The following is a 24,293-nucleotide window of genomic DNA, read 5'->3' as shown; positions in this document are numbered from 1 at the left end:
GGGTATGGCAGGCAACAGCTTATGAATTTATCGTCAGCAAGACAATATTTTTACCAGGAAATTCAGCAGGCTGACGAGCATATTAACCTAGCAAAGGCAGCTTTGTATATTGCACAAGAAGAATATCCCAAGCTAGATCCAGAGGAATATCTCAACGCCCTTGATACAATGGCATGGGAGCTTCAAGAACGCCTACCAGACTCACGATATCCTTTGCGGATCGTTCAAAATATTAATCAGTATCTATACGAAGATTTAAAGTTTTCTGGTAATAAAATTGACTATTATGACCCACGCAACAGCTTTTTAAATGATGTAATTGACCGCCGAGTGGGGATTCCGATTAGCTTGGCGTTGGTTTACCTAGAGGTTGCCCGACGAATTGATTTTCCGATGGTGGGTGTGGGGATGCCAGGACATTTTCTAATCCGCCCAGATATTCCAGATATAGAAATTTTCGTCGATGCCTTCAATGGCGGTGAAATCATATTCGCCCAAGATTGCGAGGAACGGCTGTCTCAGATTTATCAGCAACCCGTGACGTTACAACCAGAATTTTTAGCCGTAGTCACTAATCGGCAATTTTTGGCACGGATGCTGACAAATTTAAAATTTATTTATATTAAACAACAAGAGTTAGAAAAAACCCTCGCCGTGATTGAACGAATTTTATTGCTTTTTCCTAATTTAACTTTAGAGTTGCGCGATCGCGGTCTGATCTCCTATCAACTTGGTAACTACCCCCAAGCAGTAGGCGATTTACAAAATTATTTAGCAAAAGTTCCTGATGCCCAGGATGCATCAATGGTTCGGCGGCTACTTACTGAATTGGGGAATGGGGAATAGGGAATGGGGAATGGTGAGATGACGGGAAATTATTTAACAAGTTTCTTTCCCAATGCCCAATGCCCAATGCCCAATGCCCAATGCCCAATGCCCAATTAAGAATTTTCTGCGACTCGTTTGAGACGGCGGAGTTGGGCTTGCATATCTTGTTTTGTCCAAGATGCGGCGAAGGTGTTGAAACCCCAACTTACTAAGGGATTAGGAATATCAAACTCAAAACGGTTCAGTAGAAGCGTTCCCAATTCTTTTGGTTGACATTCCCAGCGATCGCGCCCTTGAAAAAATCCCTGGAATTCCCAAACTACCAAACCCGGTTGTCTTTCCACAACTACGCTATTCAATGTCGGTTTCAGTAGAGGAATTTGAATGATAAAACGACTTTCACTGCCTACATCAGTACTCCAAGCTTCACCCACAGGTTCGCAACGGAGGACGGGGTTGAGCCAGCGTTGCATGATAGCTAAATCGCTAATACAGCGCTCTACCACTGTAGCCGTAGCATTAATTTGAATCGATTGTTCTAAAACTTGAGGCATTCCACATCTTTGATGCTGTTGCTGCAATTAGAGTAACGCAAAATTAAGCGAAATAGGGAGTGGGGAGGCAGGGGAGCAGGGGAGCAGGGGAGGCAGGGGAGCAGGGGAGGCAGGGGAGGCAGGGGAGGCAGGGGAAGCAGGGGAAGAAGAACTATTGATCAATGCCCAATTCCCAATGCCCAATTCCCAATGCCCAATTCCCAATTCCCAATTCCCAATTCCCAATTCCCAATTCCCAATTCCAATAGATTAAATCAAAATATGTATGTGTTTACTGGTAAATTGATAGGCAAAACACTTACTCAGTGTTTGCGGCGAATACTTAAGCTTAATTTCCGAAAACCATGAACACAACTTGGCAAGGAATAACTCAGGTCATAGGAGTTGGTTTGCACATGGAGGTGCAGCAATTTTTGGCACAATCGCCTAGCCTGCAACCGATACAACCAGCAGTGAATCAAGGAATTGCTGATGTGCAAGGTATTGTTCAGCAGATAATTCTGTTTACGCCCCGTCTACTAGGGGCAGTAGCAATTTTGTTAGTAGGTTGGCTAATTGCAGCGATCGCAACAGCAGTAACCCAAGGAATCCTCAAGCGCACAAACATAGATAATCGCATTGCCGCAGGGATAACGGGTCGTCAAGATGTTCCCCAAGTGGAGAAATTAATCTCCGGCTTGGTCTTTTGGAGCATTATCCTATTGACGGCGGTAGCTGTTTTACAGACGTTGGATCTGGAAATTGCCTCTCGACCCCTCAATAATTTTCTCGATCAACTTATTGGCTTTTTGCCAAAGTTGGTTGGTGGAGGAATCCTTTTGGCAACAGCCTGGTTTTTGGCGACCATTGTGAAGATTATCACTGTGCGATCGTTACAAGCATTTAATCTAGATGAGCGTTTGAATCCAGAACCAGAAAACAACGCACCCAGCCTGAATCAGTTGTCTCTAAGTGACACGATTGGCAATGCTCTGTATTGGTTTATCTTTTTACTGTTTCTCGCCCCAGTTTTAGATACTCTAGGACTAAGGCAGGCTCTACAACCAGTACAAGCCCTAATTACACAAGTTCTGCTAGTTCTGCCAAACATTTTAGCGGCGGCGCTAATTGCTGTAATTGGTTGGTTTATAGCTAATGTGGTGCGGCGGATTGTGACTAACTTGCTGGCTACAACTGGTATCGACCATTTAGGTAGTCGCTTAGGATTATCTGCGGCTCAGGGGGTGCAACCTCTATCCAATATTATTGGCACAATTGTCTATGTTTTGATTTTGATTCCTGTGGCGATCGCAGCGCTTAATGCCTTGCGAATTGATGCGATATCTATCCCAGCGATCGCCATGCTGCAACAGGTTCTTAATGCCCTACCTGCAATCTTTACAGCTGTCGCAATTTTAATTGTTGCCTATTTCGTGGGGAAATTTGTCGCGGATCTGGTTACAAGTATCCTCACCAATTTAGGATTTAATAACATTTTCACCGTTTTGGGTTTGACAACACCCACTAGACGCATCGAAATTTCAACTGAACCAACACCTCCTCATACTCCAAACCGTACTCCATCGGAAATTGGGGGTATTGTTGCCTTAGTGGGTATCATGTTGTTTGCAACGGTGGCGGCAGTGAATATCTTGAATATTCCAGCCCTGACAACGTTAGTGTATGGCATTGTGATCGTATTCGGGCGGATTTTGACGGCATTGGCGATCTTTGCTATTGGCTTATTCTTGGCAAATCTGGCTTTTAATATCATTACCAGTTCCGGCGAACGTCAGGCAGAGATTTTGGGACAAGTGGCGCGGATTGCAATTATTGCCTTAGTCTCGGCAATGGCACTGCAACAGATTGGAATTGGCAGTGATATTGTCAAGTTAGCCTTTGGACTTTTACTCGGTGCGATCGCAGTTGCTATTGCCCTAGCCTTTGGTCTTGGAGGACGCGATATTGCCCGCGAGCAAGTTCAAGAATGGCTCAACTCTTTCAAAGGTAGAAACTAAAAGTTGATGAAGACGCAATTTATTCTGTAAATCTCAAAAAGTGCAGCCCTAAGCATTAATAGTGGGAAAAATCTATCGGCAATTTTACCTAAAAGGTTGAAAGTTACAACTTAGAAGCTCGAAATTTGAGTGTAGAACTTGACATTTTGAGTTCAGAAGCTCAAGTTTCGAGTTAAAAGGTCGGACTTCCAAGTTAAAAGGTCAAACTGCCAAGCTAAAAGGTCGGACTGCCGAGTTAAAAGGTCGAACTTCCAAGTTAAAAGGTCGAACTACCGAGTTAAAAGGTCGAACTGCCGAGTTAAAAGGTCAGACTGCCGAGTTGTCTGCTCGAAAACTTGGCTTTGATCGCTAAACTAATACTAAAATACGGCTGAAACAGCAGTTATTTTTACTAACTTAGGGCTTCATAGCAAGCGTTAAGAAGAACTACACTGTGATTAAAGAGCAATTAGGTAGCGATCGCTCAAAATAAACTGCGTGTTTAACCTTCTTCAAGGCATTGGGCATTGGGCATTGGTTAATCTCTTCTCCCAATTCCCAATTCCCAATTCCCAATTCCCCTCATTTCCTCAGTTTTACCTTATGCAGCAATTCATCTTTAATCCGGTTGAGAATTGAGGTTTCATCCAGGTTTGCTAAAATCCGATTAATCACTGCTTTCGGCCCATCAGGCCCCCAAGTCGCGCCGTTGGCTAAATAAACTTTGGTAACTTGTCCAATACCGTAAGAAGAAACACCAGCTACTCCCCCTTGCGTGAGTGCCACTGATATATAAGGGCCAAGGGCAATACCTGCGGTAGCTGTTGCAGAGATACCAAGTAAGGTTTTCAATCCACTCAAGCCCAAGTTTGCTAACAATTCACTAGCACCAATTCCGCCCATACTCAGGGCGATTTTTTGTAGCAGTTGTACGGCTCCGGCTTCGGTCATAGAGAAGCCATAGAGCTTAGATAAACCCAAAATCAGAGCAATATCAATAACTACACTACTCAGAATATCTACCACAGTTACAGGATTAAGTGCGATCGCTAATGCCTTAGTCATCACAGCCTTCCAAATCAACTGATTGGCATTCTGTTCCCGAATCATCAGTTTTCGTTCGATTAACTGCTCATTTACAACGTCCGCATAAAGCATGGTATTAAGAGCAACCAAGGCTTTACCCTCACGATGCAGAATCTCCAAGATTTTCAGCTTCAGTTCTTCGACTTGGGCATTTCCTGTACGCAACTGTATGCCCCTAGTCCCATCAGCGCGACGAATTGCCGTTTTCACCAATGGCGATGCCGCAGCCATGACAATTTCTAAAGGCGTGAGTAATTCCCGCACCCTTTCATCCCGAATTTTGTGATAAATGGCCATCCGATCTGCTTCTGGATACTGGTCTACTTTGTTAAACACCAGAATGATCGGTTTACCAGCTTCCCGCAACTGAGAAAGGGCGGCGTATTCTAACTTTGTCATGTCCCCAGAAATCACAAACAGAATCAAATCCGCTTGTTTGGCAATTTGTTCAGCTAACGCGGCACGGGTTGCACCATCAACTTCGTCTAACCCAGGAGTATCAATTAATTCCACCTGCGATTGACCTACACCAGGGAGAGTAACCCGTAGAGCAAGTTCAGTTTCTCCAATCGCTTCCTCACTAATACTCCAATTAACTGTTTGTGCAGTCCGGGTGACACCGTGCAGTGGCCCAGTTTCAAATACTGTTTGTCCAACCAAAGCATTGAGTAGCGAAGACTTACCACGTCCTACCATGCCAAAAGCCGCAATTTGCACCACCATCCGGTCTAACTTCCCCAACATGGTTTCCAAATCAGCAATTTCCGTTTCCAATCCAGTTTTTTCTTGTGGGGTGAGGTCGAGATTAGCTACCAAGTTTCGCAGCGCCGTTTGTGCTTGTTTATAGTTCAGTTCCGTCTGAATGTCTTCAAAACTGAAAATAGCATTATCTAGTTCTTCCTCCCAACTAGGAGAATTTGCTTCAGTGTTAGCAGAATCGCTTTGATGAGGTTCAGGCACAGGCAATGTCGAAGTCATATTAATTTTAGATTTTAGATTTTAGATTTTAGATTTTTAAATTTTAGATACAGTTCATTTACCATCCTAGTTATTTTTATGAGGGGTTTAGCGAGATGATGCAGACAAAGAAGACAAGGGGAATTAAATATGCCCAATGCCCAATGCCCAATGCCCCATGCCCCATGCCCCATGCCCCATGCCCCATGCCCCATGCCCAATGCTCAATGCCCAATTTATAGACCAATGACTAACAAAACGTCATAAACTGAAAAATGCATCTAAATAGCACGTTAGAATCTTGACTAAATTACCTGTGCGGAAAATCGTTATTGCCGGCAACTGGAAAATGTATAAAACCCAGGCAGAAACCCAGGAGTTTTTACAAGGATTTCTGCCCCACTTAGAGGAAACCCCCCAAGGGCGAGAAGTGATATTGTGCCCTCCTTTCACTGATTTAAGTGTTTTGTCCAAAACTTTGCACGGTAGCCTCATCCAACTGGGGGCACAAAATATCCATTGGGAAGAATTTGGAGCCTATACGGGTGAAATTTCTGGCCCAATGCTGACAGAAAGTGGTGTGCGCTTTGTGATTGTCGGTCATAGCGAACGACGGCAATACTTTGGTGAAACGGACGCAACTGTTAATCTACGCCTCCGAACTGCTCAAAGGTTTGGTTTGACTCCTATTCTCTGTGTTGGTGAAACTAAACAACAACGAGATGCAGGAGAAACCGAATCACTGATTGCTCTCCAACTTGACAAAGGTTTGATAGATATAGATCAAAATAATTTGGTGATTGCTTATGAGCCAATTTGGGCAATTGGCACTGGTGAAACTTGTGAAGCGGTGGAAGCTAATCGAATAATTGGCTTAATTCGGAGCCAGTTGAGTAATCCAAATGTATCAATTCAATATGGTGGCTCAGTTAAGCCAAATAATATTGATGAAATCATGGCTCAACCAGAAATCGATGGCGTTTTAGTGGGAGGAGCAAGTTTAGAAGCTGAAAGTTTCGCTCGGATTGTGAATTTTCATTTAGTGTAATATGTTTTCTTTTCGTTCCCATGCTCTGCATGGGAATGCCTAATGTAGATTTATGCCAAACAACTTAATAATTCGAGAACGCTGTTTCGAGTGGGGACAGCGAACTTATTTGATGGGTATTTTGAATGTAACGCCTGATAGCTTTAGTGATGGAAGTGAGTTTAACACTACCTCTGCCGCTTTAGTACAGGCGCAAACACTCGTAGCTGCTGGTGCTGACATTATCGATGTGGGCGGTCAATCAACGCGGCCAGGGGCAAAACAAATAACTCTGGCTGAGGAACTTGAGCGGGTGTTATCGGTGCTACAGGTGCTAAGACCAGAAATTTCAGTCCCGATTTCTGTAGATACAACCCGTGCGGCTGTAGCCAGGGCATCTGTAGAAGTTGGAGCGGATATTATTAATGATATTTCTGGCGGCACTTTTGACTCAGAAATGTTGCTAACAGTTGCAGAGTTAAGTGTGCCGATTATTTTAATGCATATCCGTGGGACACCACAGACGATGCAACAACAAACTGATTATCAAGATTTGCTCAGAGAGATTTCTAATTTTTTGGCTCGACAAATTGACTTAGCAACTGCTGCGGGCATTGACCGGGATAAAATTATTATTGATCCTGGTGTTGGTTTTGCTAAGAACTATGAGCAAAATTTAGAAATTTTTCGCGGCTTGCGATCGCTAACAACACTCAACTGCCCTATCTTGGTAGGAGCATCTCGTAAAAGTTTCATTGGCCGCATTTTAAATCAACCAGATCCCAAAGCACGAGTTTGGGGAACGGCAGCAGCTTGTTGTGCTGCTATTTTTAATGGTGCTGATATCCTCCGAGTTCACGATGTTCAAGAAATGCGCGATGTTTCACTAGTAGCCGATGCCCTATTGAGACAAGCTACACAGCATGATTGTTAGGTATTACCGCTTTCGTGTTTTTTGCCGTTACCTTCTGGATTTTCTGCTGTGCGGGCTATCAACTCCTGAAACATCTCGCTTGAGTTAGCTGGATCTACAAAGACAATTTTGGCATTAGCACTCTCACCAAGTTTTTGGCTAGCATCTACATAATCTTGAGCCACAAGATACCGCAAAATATCTCTACTATCGGGATTGGAACGGAGAGCTTGAGAGATGATTTGCACTGAAGCCATAGTTCCTTCTGCTTTCTTAATAGAAGCTTCTTTTTCCCCTTCTGCTTCAGTAATCAGCGCCCGTTTTTTGATTACGGCGGCTTGCTCCTCTTCCCTAGATTTTCGTACACTTTCAGGTAGGGTAATTCTCTGAAGGTCTAACCGCATAATCTCAACTCCCCAATCTGCCGTTATACTATTTAACTCGAATAAGAGGGCTGAGTGCATCTCTAGTCTAGAGACATTGGTTTGCTCCAAGGTGTTCTGGGCAATGACTTCCCGGAGCGTTGTTGTAGCCACCTGTGTCAGCGCCCCTTGCAGATCCTCAATAGCATAAAAGCTTTTCTCAATATCTTTGATGCGCCAGTACACAACACCGTCCACTTCCACAGAAATATTATCTTGGGTGATCACCTCTTGAGGCTTAATGTCTAGAATTTGCTCTCGTGTAGTATCTTCCATCACAACCTGATCTACCAAGGGAACAATAAAGTTTAGCCCTGGCTTAAGTTTCCGATGATACCGCCCCAAGCGTTCGACTAGGGCTTCATTACCTTGATTAATCAGTTTTGCAGAACCTAATGCATAACCTATAAGGGCTAAAACTATAGCAATAATTGGCTCCATGTATGCTCCTATTCAGCTTTCGGGAGAATTTAGTGTCAAAGATATGCTACTAGATTGTCATATCTTTAGAGTTTAATGTTTTAAGTCTGTAATTTTATCAACACCAGCAGCGATGTCGAGTCACTGCGCGTCTTGTACATATTTTGTAAGTAAAACTATTTTGCGGAATGCGATCGCTATTAAAGCACCTCGATCGCACCCTGGCAAGGACTAATTCATGTAATTAACATTACTTGTACTGATTTAACTCAGAGGTGGGGAGATAATACTCGCCATCGACTCAACCCCTGCTTCCTTAAGAATTATTCGTTAAGCATTTCCAACAACTGCGCCTCGGTTAACTGCGTAATTCCTAAAGAGAGCGCTTTTTCTAATTTAGAACCGGCATCTTCTCCTACCACCAGATAATCTGTTTTTTTACTCACGGAATCAGTCACTTTTCCACCGGCTTTTTGAATCAAAGCCTTTGCTTCATCTCGCTTTAAGGTTGGCAATGTCCCTGTAACGACAAAAGTCTTACCTGCAAACTTTTGATTACCATCACCAACTGCTTTTGTCTCTTCTGGGGCAGTTAATTGCAATCCTTCTGCTTGCAGGCGTTCTATCAAAGTTTGGTTGGCATCAATCCGAAACCACTGGTACACAGATTGGGCAATTTCAGCACCGATACCGTAAATTCCTTCAATATCTGATTGTTTTGCTGTGGCTAACTGGTCTACGGTGAAATATTTCTGAGTCAAAAGTTGAGCATTCACACTGCCAACGTGACGGATACCTAAACCATACAATACCCTTGACCAAGGTTGATTTTTTGATTGAGCGATCGCATCCACTAATTTCTCTGCTGACTTTTGTCCCATTCTTTCCAATTCATACAATTTGTCTGGTGTCAACTCATATAAATCAGCAACGCAACGCACGAAATCTTTATCAACGAGTTGATGCACACATTTTTCGCCCAAACCTTTAATATCCAAAGCATCACGACTTACCCAATGTTCAATAGAACCTTTGAGAATCGCCGCACAGCAAGCGTTGATACACCGAGTTACCGCCTCACCTGATTCTCTTACCACTGGTTGATTACACACTGGGCAATGGGTGGGCATAACGAAGGGTTCGGTATCAGCAGGACGGAGTTCTTTTAATACCCTCACCACTTCTGGAATGATTTCTCCAGCTTTGCGGATAATGACAGTATCGCCAATGCGGATATCTAATTGAGCAATGCGATCGCTATTATGTAAAGTGGCGCGAGAAACTGTTGTCCCCGCCAGTTGCACAGGGCGCATTTCTGCTAATGGTGTTAACGCCCCCGTTCGTCCGACATTTACAGCAATATTTTCCACACGGGTGGGTGCTTCTTCGGCGGGGTACTTTAACGCAACTGCCCAGCGAGGAAATTTCTGGGTAAACCCTAGCTGTTCTTGGAGTTTAAAAGAGTTCAACTTTACTACCACTCCATCAGTCATGTAGGGTAAATTCAGGCGTTCCGTATCCCAATATTCATAATATTTTGCCACTTCTGCGATCGCGGGACAAAGTTTGTGGTTGGGGTTGACTCGAAAACCCATCTTTTCTAACAACTCCAACGCTTCCCATTGGGTATTAGCAATACTGGTGTCATCTCTACCAGGAATGTGTAGGGTATAGCCAAAGAAATCTAATCGCCGTTTAGCGACAATGCGCGAGTCTAGTTGTCTAAGTGTACCTGCTGCGGCATTACGGGGATTGGCGAATAATTGCTCGCTCGCTTTTTGCCTTTCCTCATTAATTTGTTTAAATACTTCCAACGGCAAAAACGCCTCGCCGCGTACTTCCACCCTTTCGAGAATTTCTAACCCTTCAAAATTCAAACGCAAGGGAATTGAGCGAATTGTCCGTACATTTTGGGTGATATCTTCACCCATAACGCCATCACCCCTAGTTGTCCCTCTAACTAGAATCCCATCTTGGTAGGTAAGAGCCAAAGCAGAACCATCAATTTTCAGTTCAGTGACATATTCCACCGAATCTATTTTCGGTACTTGTCGCCGCCAACGCTGATCCCACCCTTGCAACTCATCAATATTGAATGCATTCTCTAGACTGTACAGGGGGATATTATGCCGCACCGAGGTAAACTGCGTTGCCGGTTTTTCACCCACGCGCTGAGTCGGACTATCGCGTGCTGTCAACTCTGGATATTCAATTTCTAGTTGTTGCAATTCTCGATATAGCTGGTCATAGACTGCATCCTCCATCATTGGAGCATCTAAGACGTAATAAGCATAGCTAGCTTGTTGCAATAACTGGCGCAATTCTTCTGTGCGCTTTACTTCCGGCTTAATCTGTGTCATTAGAATAATTACAAAATATCTAGCGAATAGAATTTAAAGATAATGAAGCCTATTGTTTGGATTGTTGCAACTAACCCGTGAAATCAAGGCTTTTAGGAATTAATCTTTATTATATTCTACCCAAATTGCATGTCTTGGTTGGCGATCGCCACAACAAGGGCAAGGAAGTACAGGATATCTTTCAGCAGCTTTCATTACTAGTAAAGCAATCTTGATTTATCCCAGATTACATAGTAGATATACACCTAAAGTATACAAACATAATATCAGTATCCTGAATTCAGGAATCGCCTACAAATCAGGGGTATACACAATTGCCAGCATTGCTAACTGGGTATTGCATAAAAAAATAAATCCAAACCTATTTAGTAAGCACAGTCCAAATTTAGAGTTTTATTTTCCTAATATGTTTATCCGCTCTTTAACATTTACTGCCTCTAGTGCAGCGTTACTTGCAACTTTAATCAGTTCCGCTTTTGCCGCTCCTATTAACTTTGCTAATAGTGTCAGCAATACCAAAACAAACACAAAAGTAATTGCTCAAAATGTTGTCCAGTTACAGAAAATTCCTCATGACACAAGACAAGCAATAGCTAACGGAAAAGAACGATATGCTGCTATTTGGGTCAAGTCTGGTGGTTCAGCTTGGGAAGCACGACATGGATTGACCTCAGCCCAGTATCAAGCGACTTTTGACAAACTGGTTGGTGAAGGATATCGATTAGTTGATGTCAGTGGTTATGATATCAACGGACAAGACCGATACGCCGCTATTTGGGTGAAGTCTGGCGGCCCAGCTTGGCAAGCGCGACATGGATTGACTTCATCTCAGTATCAAGCGACTTTTGACAAACTAGTTGGCCAAGGATATCGATTAGTTCACGTTAGTGGTTACAGCGTGAATGGACAAGACCGATATGCCGCTATTTGGGAAAAGTCTGATAGCCCAGCTTGGCAAGCACGACATGGATTGACTTCATCTCAGTATCAAGCGACTTTTGACAAACTGGTTGGCGAAGGATATCGATTAGTTCATGTTAGTGGTTATGATGTCAACGGACAAGACCGATACGCGGCTATTTGGGTGAAGTCTGGCGGCCCAGCTTGGCAAGCACGACATGGATTGACTTCAGCCCAGTATCAAGCGACTTTTGACAAACTAGTTGGTGAAGGATATCGATTAGTTGATGTCAGTGGTTATGATGTGAACGGACAAAACCGATACGCCGCTATTTGGGAAAAGTCTGATAGCCCAGCTTGGCAAGCGCGACATGGATTGACTTCAGCCCAGTATCAAGCGACTTTTGACAAATTGGTTGGTGAAGGATATCGATTAGTTGATGTCAGTGGCTATTAGTACAACATCTCCAATTATCATTGCACACCGAGGCGCTAGCGGCTATCGTCCAGAAGATACTTTAGCTGCTTATGAATTAGCCATTGCCTTGGGTGCTGATTATATTGAACCTGATTTAGTTTCTACCAAAGACGGCGTTTTAATTGCTCGTCACGAAAATGAGATTTCGGAAACTACTGATGTTGCAAGCCATGCAGACTTAGTTACTGCATCAGGTTTTGAAGAGATTGCTAATTCTAGAAAATACTCACTAAATCTAGGTAATTCTATAGGACTCCTATTTGATTTTTGAACAATCAAGCTGCCTAGAAGCTTGACATACAAAGCTTGACTTCTCAGTATACTGAGCAAGATTCAAGTAGGATTCCTATAGATATTTGGACTACTGTTGATAACCCTACCCCTCTCTCGGCTTCGGAGAGGGGAGTTTAGCTCGCCCAACCCTTGTAGGGTTAGGGGCTGGAGGGTTAGATTTTTGATTACTGAATCGATGGTCTAGAAACTATAGCTTAGGTGCTTAGACGCGCAGCGACTTGTCGTCAGAGATAGCGCTTGAACAAGACTATTTTTTATTTATGTACCACTACTAAAGTTCCATAGCTAGCCCAGTTGTAAACATTGCGTGCTTGCTTAACAGGTAAATTCACGCAACCGTGGCTAACTGGAGTGCCAAAACGATTATGCCAGTAAGCACCGTGGATGGCATAGCCTTCGTAAAAATACATTGTGTAAGGAACATCAGGAATATTGTAGCCCTTGCCTCGCATCCGGTGAGTGCGATACTTAGAATTAATCCGAAATCTACCTATGGGTGTGGGGGTAGATCGCTTTCCTCCAGAAATGCGGTATGAATAAACAAGTTTTTTGCCTTCCCATGCACGCAAGCGTTGCTCTGACAGGTCAATTTCAATCCAGCGAGGTTGGGATGTTTGCCTGAGATTAGATTGAGTGATGCCATTTTCATCGAGTGACGCAGCGATCGCTGTGGTAGAGTGGCGATCGCCTGCTAACGGTGCCGACCACGAAAATAAAGTCACTACCACCAACGCCACGCTTGTACAAAAAGTTTTTGAAGAACGAATCCCACCACTACGAATCCAGAATTGCATTATGCCTGACCTTCTAAAGTACGCAAAAATCATGAAGTGAAGGATTTACGCAATTCATCCGCTAATACTTTTCAAAACAAGTCCTAAACTAATCCGCATCTAATTAGTCATTGGTTGTTTATCATTCTTTACAGCAGATTGCAACAGGCGTGAGGTACAGATCCTCGTAGGGGCACAACATGTTGTGCCCCTACCCGTGTACTTCATTTACCCGCAATACGCTGTAATGACCAAGAACAACCTTTACAAAAAATATGTAATTTAAATGCGTCAATGCAAACTTTTCCCTAATTAATATTTGCATTTGTAGTTTCACACAGGAATTGTCAGGATTTACGCTTATTTATTTGGGGGAAAGCGGATAATATCAAATTAGGAAAAGACTTTTAATCCTCAATCCCAAATCTAAAATCCAAACTTGGGATGAATACCCTCTTATATATTTTATTTCAAATCCATTAATTCCGACTCCGAAGATTCCCAGCATAAAATATTGCTGGGAATCACTCAATTGTCTTGATTTGTTGTTATTAATGATTTTATCTAAATTGCCTTATGATTGCTTCAACTACTATTTCTGAATGACTATTGGTGTCCCTATGGATGCCCACTCGAATAGCCATTTTGCATGTTTAGGTGAGAGATTCACACAGCCGTGGCTGACTGGAGTGCCAAATCTTTTATGCCAGTAAGCACCGTGAATACCGTAATTACCTTGGTAAAACATCACATAAGGAACGTTGTCAACGTTGTAGTCTTCTCCGCGCATCCGCGTAGTTTTGAACTTGGATTGAATTTTAAAAGTACCAACAAGAGTGGGAGTAGCTTTTTTGCCAGAGGAAATTGCACTTCCATAAACCACTCTGTCACCTTCCCAAGCTATTAAGCGTTGCCTTGAAAGATCGATTTGAATCCAGCGCTTATCTGATTGTTGTAATGTCTGGATTGTTTGTGCAATCACTTGCTCTTTGGAATTCGCCCAAACTTCACTTGTTCCAGTAGTAGTAAAAACACTTAAAGAAAGTGCTGTACCAGTAAGAAGTATTTTTAAGCGACGCACCCAGTCAGAATAAATAAGTCTTTTCATTTTAGATACACTCACACTCAAATCATCAGGTATTGAGAAACTTATCAGGCTTCACTTTTATTTCCTTATCTATTACTTTAATAGACGTTAATTTTTGATGATTTGATTCTAATTTAACCTAACTGTTGCATGAGTTTTTTTGCCCTAGATGCGATCGCTTGCCAATTTCCCTCTGTGACAAGCTTTTTGGGAAATAATTCACCGCTCAAACCGATAGCGATCGCTCCGGCTTGCAAAAATTCTTTGGCATTTTCTAGAGTCACGCCGCCAGTAGGAATTAAGGGAATCTGACTTAGTGGCCCTTGCAAACTTTTGATATAATCAGCCCCTCCCACTGCTTGCACGGGAAACACTTTTACACAACTAGCGCCCTGATTCCAAGCGGTAACAATTTCTGTAGGAGTCAGCGCCCCTGGGATAATGGGTACATTTTCTTCTTGTGCTGCTTGAATCATTGCTGAGTCAACATGGGGTGTAAAGAGGAATTGCGCCCCAGATGCGATCGCTTCTTGTAGCTGTTCGACATTGAATAGCGTACCAGTACCAATGGTGCAGGCTGGTAATTCTGAGCGTAGTTGACTGATTAGTTCTCCAGCGCGATCGCTATTCCAGGTAATCTCAACGATCTGCATTCCCCCAGATGCTACAGCCATTGCCATTTGATGCCCCACTTCAATTTTAGGGGCGCGGATAACTGCGATCGCTCTATGTCTTTGCAACTGTGATAACCAAATTTGATTGGGCATTTTAACTGGGAATTAGGGATTGAGGACTAGGGAATGGGAACTAGAGAATAGTGAAAATCAAGTTGCTGCAACTACGCCCATAGTAGACATCGGCTGATTTTACTTCTTTTACATTACTTTAGAGACAGTCTCTGAAAACTCAGCTTAATTCTTCTAGTAGAGGAGAGAGCTAATTAAAAAGACATATACTACAATTACCAAGCAATAATTTGATACGGCTTCTAGTTAAAGACCTACTAGGAGCTTTTTTTAACTAATTATCGTGTAAATATCAATAAACCTAGTTGCAATTAAACTATTCCTCATGGATATTAACGATTAATTCTGATGGTAGATGAAATCAAAAGATTAAGATTGATAATATGTATTCGTGAGTGAAAGACGTTTACCCAATAAATAACAATGAATATTCTTGCTTGGATTGTTTTAGGTCTAATTGCTGGTGCGATCGCAAAGGCTATCTACCCCGGTCATCAAGGTGGCGGAATTCTGGGAACAATCTTGTTAGGAATCATCGGTGCTTTCGTTGGCGGTAGTTTAGGAGTATTTTTCAGTACAGGAACATTAAGTTTAGCAGCACCGAGTCTCAGCATTCCAGGTATTGCAGTAGCAGTCCTTGGTGCAATTGTTGCAGTTTTCTTGTGGAATTTAATAACCAACCGCAGTGCTGTATAAAAGCAAAGTTGCGGATAATGACTGAAGGATATTTAGTAAATTGTTTTAACTATCGTGAATTAAATTAAAAAAATAGCGCCAGCCTGTTATCAAGGTGGAGCTATTTTTTTATTACAAGTCTTAATTAGCTCTAAGAATTGCTATACCAGCTTCTCTTTCAATGTAATCGGCTAAATTGATAAAATCTTCACGCGGGTAACATCTTCCGCCAACCAAATCAAAAGCTAATCTACTCGCAGGATTTTCTGGGTTTTCAAGGATATGTATACCCCAGTAATAAAGGAGGTCGCTAGCGCGAATACAAACTTCTTCTGGATCTATACAATGAAACTTATTATCTATTTTACTAATTTCTTTATAAGCATTATTATAAACTTCTTTCAAAAGCCTTAAACGTTTAATTCCAGGGTCTTTGAAATTGTTAACTAACACAAATAAATGAGCTAAATTATTAATTTCACGTATTTGTGTAACAGTTTCTTTAATAACTTTACCATGCTTGCTTATCCCTAATGGATTAAAGGTTGTTGGGATAATACAATAATCTAATCGCTGAACTAGATTTTTAGGATTACGTTCTAGTGCTGGCGAGCAATCACAAATTACTATTTGACAGTCACGGGCAGCATCTTCATTCCAATCATCTCCATCAAATACTTGAATAGTTGTACCTACACCTTTAGGATTAGGAACAAAAACACCATCACCTACTAATTTGTGCAGATTTTGTTCTGGATCTAAGTCAACAAGTGCCACATTAAATCCTTGCAGTGCTAATGCCCCTGCCAAATGTCCTGCTACTGTTGTTTTTCCTACTCCACCTTTACAGGTAAAAATTCCAAAGTAAACTTTTTTTGGCGTGTCTTCGGTAGTATCCTTATTATCTCCGTTACCAATTACAGAATCGCCATCGCAATCAATCGCAACCAGTTTATTTTCATGGGCAATCCCACAGCGAACTTTAGTATCTTTACCCCAGCTTCTGATTAATGCCAATGCTGGGCCGCCAAATCCTTTTGTGGTTATGAACCAACCAAAATTAAATTTTTTGCCTTCGTTAGAATCTAAAAAGTCAGCAAATTTTAAAAGCTGGGGCGCTGTTACATTACCTTTTAGCCATTTAACCTGAATAACACCAACTAGGTTTCCTTTTTTGACCACTAGATCGTAGCCAGGTTGATTGGTCTTTGCAGTTTCAACTGTCCAACCCGCTTTATGGATCAGTTTTGCTACGTGCTGCTCAAAGTGGGTAAAATCCTGGATGAATTGTGGTTCTAATAGTGATGACATAAACAGCTTTAAGTGTTTTTGTTCGATCCGGTAGTATCTAATACAGTATAATCTACCAAAATAAACCGTGACCGTATAGTTGATTTATATACGTAACTTCAATCACTATCTGCCACTATCTGCTCGCTTATAAGATAAATGCAACATACTCTGAAAGAAAATAACAACAAAGCTGCGTCTAATTTAAGTGAGTATAAATACGCTACGAGATAGAGCTTTCATGAAATTTTAAAAAAGTTGCCCTAGTCGCTACATACAAAGCAACGATGTTTGGTTAAGCTGTAAACGCTATGATTAGAGTTTATTGAACGTCTTATGCACTGGTTATTATCCGGGCCGTTGAGTACTGAAAAATTGACGGTTAAGATTGCAGGGTTGCCTGCATCGTTACAAGGTAAGAAGCTGGTGCAGTTATCAGATTTTCACTACGATGGTTTGCGGCTGTCGGAAGAAATGTTAGAAAAAGCGATCGCAGTTACTAACGAAGCTAAACCAGATTTAATTTTATTAACTGGCGACTACGTAACTGACGATCCGACACCGATTCATCAACTGATACTTCGACTCAAACATTTGCAAAGTCGTAGTGGTATCTATGCGGCTCTTGGCAATCATGATATACATTACAAAAATGCAAAATCAGAAATTACAGATGCCCTTACTAGCATTGGTATCCACGTCCTTTGGAATGAAATTGCCTACCCACTAGGAAAAGAATTGCCACTCGTTGGACTGGCGGATAGTTGGTCACGGGAATTCAATCCTGTACCAGTGATGAATCAACTAAACCCCGACACACCCTGTATTGTATTATCCCACAACCCAGATACTGCGGAGACACTGCAAGCATGGCGAGTTGATTTACAATTATCTGGTCATACTCACGGTGGTCAAATCGTAATTCCCGGACTTGGGCCGGCGGCGTTGATTTACAGCAAGATTGCAAAAAACATACCCTTAGCAGTGCGCCGTCGAGTGCCATTTTTTGAAGTAAATGTTTCTGTAGTCAAGCATTGGGAATGGGCACAGGGTTTACATCGGATCGGAAAAAATCAGATGTATGTCAATCGTGGTTTGGGAACTTATCTCCCCGGACGGTTATTTTGCCGTCCAGAAGTTACTATAATTACGCTACAAAGTGAGTAAGCGATTCAAATTTCAAAATAAAAAACGGAATCACAGCAGGTATTCTGGCTAACGAGTACCTGCAAACTAAATCAAGGTCTTCTTTGTTTATCTTTAGGATTTAGGCTAATTAATTTTTTTGGAGCTTATGACATAAATTATTGCACTTTATCAAGTTACATTTTTATTTTTGGTAAGCTGTAAGCGCTGGTATGAGGAGTATTACTTGCCTTATGCATTGGTTGTTTACGGGACATTTAAGAGTAGATAAAATCACGGTTAAGATTGCGGAACTTCCAGCATCTTTACAAGGTACAACGCTAGTGCAGTTGTCAGATTTTCACTACGATGGTTTGCGGCTGTCGGAAGAAATGTTAGAAAGAGCGATCGCACTTACTAACGAAGCTGAACCGGATTTAATTGTATTAACTGGTGACTACGTAACTGACGATCCGACACCGATTCACCAATTGGTGCATCGACTCAAACATCTGCAAAGTCGCTGTGGTATCTACGCTGTACTGGGTAATCACGATATCTATTACAGCCATTCAAAAGCAGAAGTTACACAGGCGTTAACTAGCATTGGGGTGCATGTACTTTGGAATGAAATCGCCTATCCATTCGGAAAAGAATTACCATTGGTAGGACTAGCTGATTATTGGTCACGGGAATTTTACCCTGCACCAGTCATGAATCAATTAGATTCTGTTACACCCCGGATTGTTTTATCCCATAACCCAGATACAGCGAAGATACTACAACAATGGCGCGTAGATTTGCAATTATCTGGTCATACCCACGGCGGCCACATTGTAATTCCTGGCATTGGCCCTGTAGTTTTCTATTATAAAAAGTTACTCAAACAAATTCCCAAAAAATTACGGTCTTGGGTAACATTTTTACTAGGAGACTGTTCTAAAGTAGTACGATATTGGGAGTGGGCACAAGGGTTTCACAAAGTACAAGAAAATCAACTATATGTCAATCGGGGTTTAGGAACTTATAAACCAGGACGTTTATTTTGCCCGCCAGAAGTGACTGTAATTACCTTAGTTGGTCATTAGTCATTGGTCTTACATGATAAAGGACAGCCCTTATCTATCAGAGTGCAATTTCATTAATAACACTCAAAGCAGAAACCGCCGCAAGCTACGATGGATAAGTACAACATTAACCGTGAAGTGTAAGGGCACAGCAGTGCTGTGCCCTTACAGGTGTATCTCACTCAACCGAGAACCGCCATAACATTTATTGTCCTGCTGCCGAACTTTTTCGTTTTATGCTACCAGTCATCTATTCCGACGAATTTTTAGATCACAAGACTGGAAAATACCATCCCGAAAAACCAGAACGTTTAAGTGCGATCGCTACTGCCCTAAAAGCAGCTACATTTGCAGATAAAATTGACTGGCGATCGCCCACACCAACATCAGAACAGCCAGCGCTGATGTCTATGTTGGTTAAAGCCCACAGCCCAGCTTACATCAAAAAAATTTGGCAAATCGCTTCTAGTGGCGGCGGCCCTTTGGATGGAGATACGCCAGTTTCCCCGCGTAGTTATGATGTGGCTTTGCTAGCAGTCAGTGCATGGTTGGACGGTGTTGAGGCTGTATTAGAGTCGGCTAATCCAGCTTTTGTACTAGCACGTCCTCCAGGACATCATGCAGAAAGTGATGCGGGGATGGGCTTTTGCCTATTTTCTAATGCTGCGATCGCGGCTTTCTTTGCCCTCGAACAACCCGGAATTAATCGTGTCGCCATCCTCGATTGGGATGTACATCACGGTAATGGTACGCAAGCGATCGTTGAAAGTGAAGCACGCATCGCCTACTGTTCCCTACATCAATATCCATGCTACCCCGGTACTGGGAAAGCAACAGAACGCGGCTTTCATAATAATGTCTTAAATTTACCAGTACGCCCTGGGAGCGATATTGCCGAATATCAGCCACTTTTTGAAAAACAGGTAGTACCGTTTTTAGCCAACTTTCAGGCGGATTTACTGATTGTGAGTGCTGGTTATGATGGCAATGCCGCAGATCCTTTAGCAAGTATCAATTTACAGCCAGAAGACTACGCTTTATTTACTGATTATTGTTTAGGACTAACTCGTAAAATTCTTTTTGGCTTAGAAGGTGGTTACGATTTTGACACTCTTTCTCAATCAGTTGTAGCAACCATTGAGCGCTGTTTACTTTAACAATTGAAACTCAAAAACAGGTTTAATCATTGTTTATGCCCTTGTTTTTTCTTTAGACTTGTATCGATACTAGGACTAGCCCTTTCAAGGTGGCTCATAAAACTCTGCGGTCTCTGCGCCTCTGTGGTTCAATAAATTACTTTTAAACCGCAGAGGCACAGAGGACACAGAGTAAAGAGCTTAAAGAGGAATTTATCGACTAAAATTTTTACCTACCTTGAAAGGGCTAATCTTAGATATTTGACTATATTTATCATTACTGGATAAAAGTTAATAGAAATAGAAGAGGCAAAGATTTATTAAACACGTGAGTAGAGAGAAAGTTGCATAAATCTTTCCACTCTACTAAATGCCCAATGACATTTTTTGTCAAGTTTATCGAATCTTCAGAAATAAAAATTTTGAATGAGGTTCTGAAAGACCTAAAGTTTTGTTAAGATGCAATTGCTAGTACTTTCTCAGCGAAATTCGCCTATCTGGGTGTGGAGAAATAAAAAGCACTAGCAGCACAAAATTCAAAAGGTGAAGCAATGACCACCTACATTTTTTTCGATGAAGCCCTACGGATGCTAACCAACGCCTATTTGATATCAGTAGTATTGCTAATAGCAGCTTCTGGTATAGGTTTGGTGGTAATTGAAACAATAGAAAAGACAGGAGAACGCTGAGTTTACAAATGGCATTATAGTTTTTGCCAAAAACCATTGGGTGCAGGTGTTCGCTGTTGAGAAATCCTGGGAATACTAAAGCATGAAAGTCTCATAACGTTACAGTCTTACCTGTAAATTTACCAAACACACAGGTAGTAGTAACGCTATTGAGACTCTACCAAGGAGTCACTATAATGGGTCTACTCGACACTGTTTTGGGCACAGAAAACCAACCCCAAGCGGCACTCAATCCAGCAGAAGCGTTTGCTGTCATTGTTTTGATGGCAACAGCCTCAGACGGTTATCTTTCTGTTGAGCAAGAAAATTCTATCACTCTTGTGCTGTCTGGGATGAAACTTTTTCAAGGTTATCCCTATGAGATGATTCATAGACTGTTTGACAAAATCTTAGACATTCTCCAGGGAGATGGTTTTAATTCTTTATTTAATGCAGCAAAAGATTCTCTATCTCAAGACTTGCGGGAAGCTGCCTTTGCAGTAGCCACTGATTTCGTCTTAGCTGAAGGTATCACAACTGAAGAAGAAAAAAACTTCTTAAACGATCTATATCAAGCTTTAGGCATTTCTAGTGAGAAGGCAATGCAAATTGTGCAAGTAATCTTAATTAAAAATCAGGCATAGGCTGATCAAATATATGCTTAATTAAACTATACAAATAACTTATAAAGAAATCATACCAAAGGAGTTAAGCTTCTTTGGCACAATTTTTGGTGTTGTTATAACTAGGCTTTGGTTGGTAACTTTTTCGAGAAGTCGCAAATTTAAGACTTATAGTATTTATGTCAGAAATTTAAATTGTAAATTACTTATGCATTGTTCTGCTACCCTAACCCAACTGGTTGAAGTTCTTTTGGCTAGTCCGATAAACTTATCTGAAACTGCTTTAATACAAGTAAGTAGTGGTATACAAACAGATAGCCGTAGCCTAAAGCCGGGTGAAGTATTTTTAGCTTTGCGAGGCGATAAATTTGATGGACATGAATTTGTGCCAATTGCGATCGCAAAGGGTGCAATCGCTGCAATTGTAGATTTTGAATACGAAAATCCTGGTTTACCGGTTTTACAGGTAAAAGATACCCTCAAGGCATATCAGCAAATTGCTAGATGGTGGCGCGATCGCTTTAATATTCCTGTAATTGGTGTAACAGGTTCCGTTGGTAAAACTACAACCAAAGAATTGATCGCCGCAGTTTTAGGAACAAAGGGACGAGTTCACAAAACTTATGGAAACTACAACAACGAAATTGGTGTCCCAAAAACTCTCTTAGAACTTGGTGCAGAAAATGACTATGCCGTGATTGAAATGGCGATGCGGGGTAGGGGACAAATTGCCGAACTAACCCAAATAGCGCGTCCAACAATTGGAGTAATTACCAATGTGGGGACAGCACATATTGAATTACTGGGTTCCGAAGAAGCGATCGCTGAGGCAAAATGTGAGTTATTAGCCGAAATGTCTGCTGATAGTGTGGCAATTCTCAATCACGACAATCCTTTATTAATTTCCACGGCGGCGAAAGTTTGGCACGGAGAAGTTTTAACTTATGGCTTTTCTGGTGGGGATATTCAAGGGCAGTTAGTTGATAACGAAACTGTGGAAGTCGCAGGAATCCAACTACCTCTACCTCTAGCCGGTCGTCACAATGCGACTAATTTCTTAGCAGCTTTAGCGGTGGCAAAGGTGTTGGGGATCGATTGGGCAACCCTGAAAGCAGGTGTGGCGGTGGATATGCCCACAGGACGATCGCAGCGATTTAACTTGGCCAACGATGTGGTAATTTTAGATGAGACTTATAATGCTGCACCAGAAGCTATGATGGCGGCGTTGCAATTATTAGCAGATACGCCCGGAAAGCGAAAGATTGCCGTTTTGGGTGCGATGAAAGAATTAGGAGAGCGATCGCAGCAGTTGCACCAGCGAGTGGGAGAAACAGTGCGAAAGTTAAATTTAGACGGTTTGTTGGTTTTGGTAGATGGAGAGGATGCCGAAGCGATGGCTATTAGTGCCGAAGGCATCCCATCGGAGTGCTTTGCAACTCATGCCGAGTTAGTGGCTAGGTTGAAGATATTTGTGCAAACAGGCGATCGTTTATTATTCAAAGCCGCCCATTCTGTGGGACTAGATCGAGTTGTCAATGAGTTACGTGCAGAATTTCCTAGATAAGTCTAGATTTCAGGCGTTGTTGGAAAGACTAGTAGTCTGTAAAAAAGTAATTGACGAATAAATCTTCTGTAGAGATGGCGATTTATCGCGTCTTTCAAACCGTTAAAATGGGTTTGAAAGACCACTAGGGCTATTATTGTAGCGTATTTGATAAAGAATTGCTGCCAAGTTAGTCACCAAACAAGTGATTGCTAGCCACAGCAAGATGTAAGTAGGAGCCATCACCACACCAATCATAAACCAAGTATATACGTGCAATATCATTACAGAAGCGAAAAAGCTGGCAATTCCAGCAGATTGCCACACTTGATACGATGGGCGACGTAAGGCTACTAGGCTCATCGTTAAAATTGTGACAATCAAGTTCGCTGGTACGAGAAATGCACAAATACCTATGCAGTTGCAACGAGAGAAATCTACTAAGGTGTTAAAATCGGGCATTAATTTTCTTGGGATAGATGTTAGCTTTTTAGGAACTTAATTTATTTTAAAATAACTAAATTTACATTAACAGATGAGTGAGTACTCACATTGCAAACATAACATAAATTAAAATATTGAGTTGCGTTTTGATAAGTAGGTAGGCGTAATTAAAATATAAGATCAAACCTCACCCTCAATCCCTCTCCAAAGTATCGGAGAGGGAAGCCGGAGGCAGGGTGAGGTTTGATATTTAATTTGACTCATTTACTTACTACTCAATACTTAGTTAATTGTAAAGATTTTGGATAAGTAGGGTGGAAAACACCCACCCTAGCTGAATTAACCTGGTAAAATCACCGTATCGATAACGTGTATCACACCATTATCGGCTTCGATATCTGCTGCTAAAACTGTGGCATTTTTAACTTCAAAACCATCTGAAGAATGAATTTTAATCGGTGAACCTTCCACAGAATTAACCGTACCGAGTTCTGCTAAATCAGCCTTTAGAAGCTTTCCGGGAACGACATGATACTTTAAAATCCGCGTTAGCTGGGGAATATTCTGTAACAGAGTTTGGATAGTTCCGGCTGGTAACTTGGCAAAAGCATCGTCATTTGGTGCAAATACAGTGAAGGGGCCAGGACTTTTTAATGTTTCTACTAAACCAGCAGCTTGTACAGCCGCTACTAGTGTTTTAAAAGACTCAGCCGTAACTGCAATATCAACAATATCAGCCATATACTTTACCTACATTGATGCAAAAGATTTTAAAGGATGATAAACCTATTTGAAGTTTTATTAAACAAAATAAATTTAAAATCAGCCGTTTAATAAACTTGACGTGGACGCATACTTCACCGTCAGGCATTACCTTATGATGTTTATAGAAAAATTCCTA

At 41.8% G+C, this 24,293-nt stretch carries 25 protein-coding genes; 14 read left to right on the top strand and 11 right to left on the bottom strand.

Annotated elements, in window-relative coordinates:
* Window positions 1-21: 21 nt before the first annotated feature.
* On the top strand, window positions 22-846 hold the full coding sequence (locus V7K98_RS19930; protein WP_335024881.1) for a SirB1 family protein: 825 nt from the start codon (window positions 22-24) through the stop codon (window positions 844-846).
* 95 nt (window positions 847-941) lie between these two features.
* Here V7K98_RS19930 and V7K98_RS19925 read toward each other — a convergent pair whose 3' ends face one another.
* Window positions 942-1,382, bottom strand: coding sequence for an SRPBCC family protein (locus tag V7K98_RS19925; protein WP_335024879.1), 441 nt, complete (start codon window positions 1,380-1,382; stop codon window positions 942-944).
* Window positions 1,383-1,726: 344 nt separating this feature from the next.
* Between V7K98_RS19925 and V7K98_RS19920 the strand changes: the two genes are divergently transcribed.
* A complete protein-coding gene (locus tag V7K98_RS19920; protein WP_335024877.1) occupies window positions 1,727-3,379 on the top strand; it encodes a mechanosensitive ion channel in 1,653 nt (550 codons plus the stop codon).
* Between the two features lie 426 nt (window positions 3,380-3,805).
* Here V7K98_RS19920 and V7K98_RS19915 read toward each other — a convergent pair whose 3' ends face one another.
* Window positions 3,806-3,934 (bottom strand): hypothetical protein, encoded by a 129-nt coding sequence (locus tag V7K98_RS19915; protein WP_335024875.1) that lies wholly within the window; start codon window positions 3,932-3,934, stop codon window positions 3,806-3,808.
* A 6-nt stretch (window positions 3,935-3,940) separates the two neighbouring features.
* Complete coding sequence (locus V7K98_RS19910) at window positions 3,941-5,422, bottom strand: GTP-binding protein (RefSeq protein ID WP_335024873.1); 1,482 nt, start codon at window positions 5,420-5,422, stop codon at window positions 3,941-3,943.
* A gap of 95 nt (window positions 5,423-5,517) precedes the next feature.
* Between V7K98_RS19910 and V7K98_RS19905 the strand changes: the two genes are divergently transcribed.
* The 3 genes from V7K98_RS19905 to folP all read left to right on the top strand — a co-directional run bounded on the left by V7K98_RS19905 (window position 5,518) and on the right by folP (window position 7,362).
* Window positions 5,518-5,643: a hypothetical protein gene (locus V7K98_RS19905; protein ID WP_335024871.1), complete on the top strand. Its 126-nt coding sequence runs from the start codon at window positions 5,518-5,520 to the stop codon at window positions 5,641-5,643.
* Between the two features lie 74 nt (window positions 5,644-5,717).
* Window positions 5,718-6,449 (top strand): triose-phosphate isomerase, encoded by a 732-nt coding sequence (gene tpiA / locus V7K98_RS19900; protein ID WP_335024975.1) that lies wholly within the window; start codon window positions 5,718-5,720, stop codon window positions 6,447-6,449.
* Between the two features lie 52 nt (window positions 6,450-6,501).
* Complete coding sequence (folP, locus tag V7K98_RS19895; protein ID WP_335024869.1) at window positions 6,502-7,362, top strand: dihydropteroate synthase; 861 nt, start codon at window positions 6,502-6,504, stop codon at window positions 7,360-7,362.
* On the opposite strand, the gene V7K98_RS19890 is transcribed toward folP, so the two are convergent.
* Window positions 7,359-8,204, bottom strand: coding sequence for an SPFH domain-containing protein (locus tag V7K98_RS19890; RefSeq protein WP_335024867.1), 846 nt, complete (start codon window positions 8,202-8,204; stop codon window positions 7,359-7,361). The genes folP and V7K98_RS19890 overlap by 4 nt on opposite strands.
* A gap of 302 nt (window positions 8,205-8,506) precedes the next feature.
* On the bottom strand, window positions 8,507-10,543 hold the full coding sequence (gene ligA / locus V7K98_RS19885) for an NAD-dependent DNA ligase LigA (RefSeq protein ID WP_335024865.1): 2,037 nt from the start codon (window positions 10,541-10,543) through the stop codon (window positions 8,507-8,509).
* Between the two features lie 406 nt (window positions 10,544-10,949).
* On the opposite strand from ligA, the gene V7K98_RS19880 reads away from it, so the two are divergent.
* Together V7K98_RS19880 and V7K98_RS19875 are read left to right on the top strand one after the other, a co-directional pair.
* Window positions 10,950-11,900 (top strand): hypothetical protein, encoded by a 951-nt coding sequence (locus V7K98_RS19880; RefSeq protein WP_335024863.1) that lies wholly within the window; start codon window positions 10,950-10,952, stop codon window positions 11,898-11,900.
* Complete coding sequence (locus V7K98_RS19875) at window positions 11,884-12,192, top strand: glycerophosphodiester phosphodiesterase family protein (protein ID WP_335024861.1); 309 nt, start codon at window positions 11,884-11,886, stop codon at window positions 12,190-12,192. Before V7K98_RS19880 ends, V7K98_RS19875 begins: the two co-directional genes overlap by 17 nt.
* A 277-nt stretch (window positions 12,193-12,469) precedes the next feature.
* Here the strand turns inward: V7K98_RS19875 and V7K98_RS19870 are convergent, their stop codons facing one another.
* From V7K98_RS19870 to V7K98_RS19860, 3 genes are all read right to left on the bottom strand, one after another.
* On the bottom strand, window positions 12,470-13,009 hold the full coding sequence (locus V7K98_RS19870; protein ID WP_335024859.1) for a L,D-transpeptidase: 540 nt from the start codon (window positions 13,007-13,009) through the stop codon (window positions 12,470-12,472).
* 571 nt (window positions 13,010-13,580) lie between these two features.
* A complete protein-coding gene (locus V7K98_RS19865) occupies window positions 13,581-14,096 on the bottom strand; it encodes a L,D-transpeptidase (RefSeq protein ID WP_335024857.1) in 516 nt (171 codons plus the stop codon).
* Window positions 14,097-14,209: 113 nt separating this feature from the next.
* The gene (locus tag V7K98_RS19860) at window positions 14,210-14,842 is read right to left on the bottom strand and encodes a bifunctional 4-hydroxy-2-oxoglutarate aldolase/2-dehydro-3-deoxy-phosphogluconate aldolase (RefSeq protein WP_335024855.1); all 633 of its coding nucleotides are present in this window, start codon (window positions 14,840-14,842) and stop codon (window positions 14,210-14,212) included.
* Window positions 14,843-15,244: 402 nt separating this feature from the next.
* On the opposite strand from V7K98_RS19860, the gene V7K98_RS19855 reads away from it, so the two are divergent.
* A complete protein-coding gene (locus V7K98_RS19855; RefSeq protein WP_322644566.1) occupies window positions 15,245-15,517 on the top strand; it encodes a GlsB/YeaQ/YmgE family stress response membrane protein in 273 nt (90 codons plus the stop codon).
* A gap of 120 nt (window positions 15,518-15,637) precedes the next feature.
* On the opposite strand, the gene V7K98_RS19850 is transcribed toward V7K98_RS19855, so the two are convergent.
* Window positions 15,638-16,807 (bottom strand): nucleotide-binding protein, encoded by a 1,170-nt coding sequence (locus V7K98_RS19850; protein ID WP_335024851.1) that lies wholly within the window; start codon window positions 16,805-16,807, stop codon window positions 15,638-15,640.
* 315 nt (window positions 16,808-17,122) lie between these two features.
* On the opposite strand from V7K98_RS19850, the gene V7K98_RS19845 reads away from it, so the two are divergent.
* From V7K98_RS19845 to V7K98_RS19820, 6 genes are all read left to right on the top strand, one after another.
* Entirely contained in the window at window positions 17,123-17,953 is an 831-nt protein-coding gene (locus V7K98_RS19845) for a metallophosphoesterase (RefSeq protein ID WP_335024849.1), read from the top strand.
* A 212-nt stretch (window positions 17,954-18,165) separates the two neighbouring features.
* Window positions 18,166-18,999: a metallophosphoesterase gene (locus V7K98_RS19840; RefSeq protein WP_335024848.1), complete on the top strand. Its 834-nt coding sequence runs from the start codon at window positions 18,166-18,168 to the stop codon at window positions 18,997-18,999.
* A 215-nt stretch (window positions 19,000-19,214) separates the two neighbouring features.
* On the top strand, window positions 19,215-20,135 hold the full coding sequence (locus V7K98_RS19835; protein WP_335024846.1) for a histone deacetylase family protein: 921 nt from the start codon (window positions 19,215-19,217) through the stop codon (window positions 20,133-20,135).
* Window positions 20,136-20,665: 530 nt separating this feature from the next.
* Window positions 20,666-20,803, top strand: a complete 138-nt coding sequence (locus V7K98_RS19830; RefSeq protein WP_335024844.1) for a hypothetical protein — start codon at window positions 20,666-20,668, stop codon at window positions 20,801-20,803.
* A gap of 176 nt (window positions 20,804-20,979) precedes the next feature.
* Window positions 20,980-21,426 (top strand): tellurite resistance TerB family protein, encoded by a 447-nt coding sequence (locus V7K98_RS19825; RefSeq protein WP_335024842.1) that lies wholly within the window; start codon window positions 20,980-20,982, stop codon window positions 21,424-21,426.
* A 187-nt stretch (window positions 21,427-21,613) separates the two neighbouring features.
* Window positions 21,614-22,969, top strand: a complete 1,356-nt coding sequence (locus V7K98_RS19820) for a UDP-N-acetylmuramoyl-tripeptide--D-alanyl-D-alanine ligase (RefSeq protein ID WP_335024840.1) — start codon at window positions 21,614-21,616, stop codon at window positions 22,967-22,969.
* Between the two features lie 102 nt (window positions 22,970-23,071).
* On the opposite strand, the gene V7K98_RS19815 is transcribed toward V7K98_RS19820, so the two are convergent.
* Window positions 23,072-23,410 carry a hypothetical protein gene (locus V7K98_RS19815; RefSeq protein ID WP_335024838.1) on the bottom strand — a complete coding sequence of 113 codons (339 nt, stop codon included), beginning with the start codon at window positions 23,408-23,410 and terminating at the stop codon, window positions 23,072-23,074.
* 321 nt (window positions 23,411-23,731) lie between these two features.
* On the bottom strand, window positions 23,732-24,133 hold the full coding sequence (locus V7K98_RS19810; RefSeq protein WP_335024836.1) for a fasciclin domain-containing protein: 402 nt from the start codon (window positions 24,131-24,133) through the stop codon (window positions 23,732-23,734).
* Window positions 24,134-24,293 lie beyond the last annotated feature (160 nt).

This window comes from Nostoc sp. (genome assembly GCF_036917435.1).
In the GTDB taxonomy this organism is placed as follows: domain Bacteria; phylum Cyanobacteriota; class Cyanobacteriia; order Cyanobacteriales; family Nostocaceae; genus Nostoc.
Note: the sequence above shows the minus strand (reverse complement) of the source record. Positions and strands in the feature narration are given on the sequence as shown.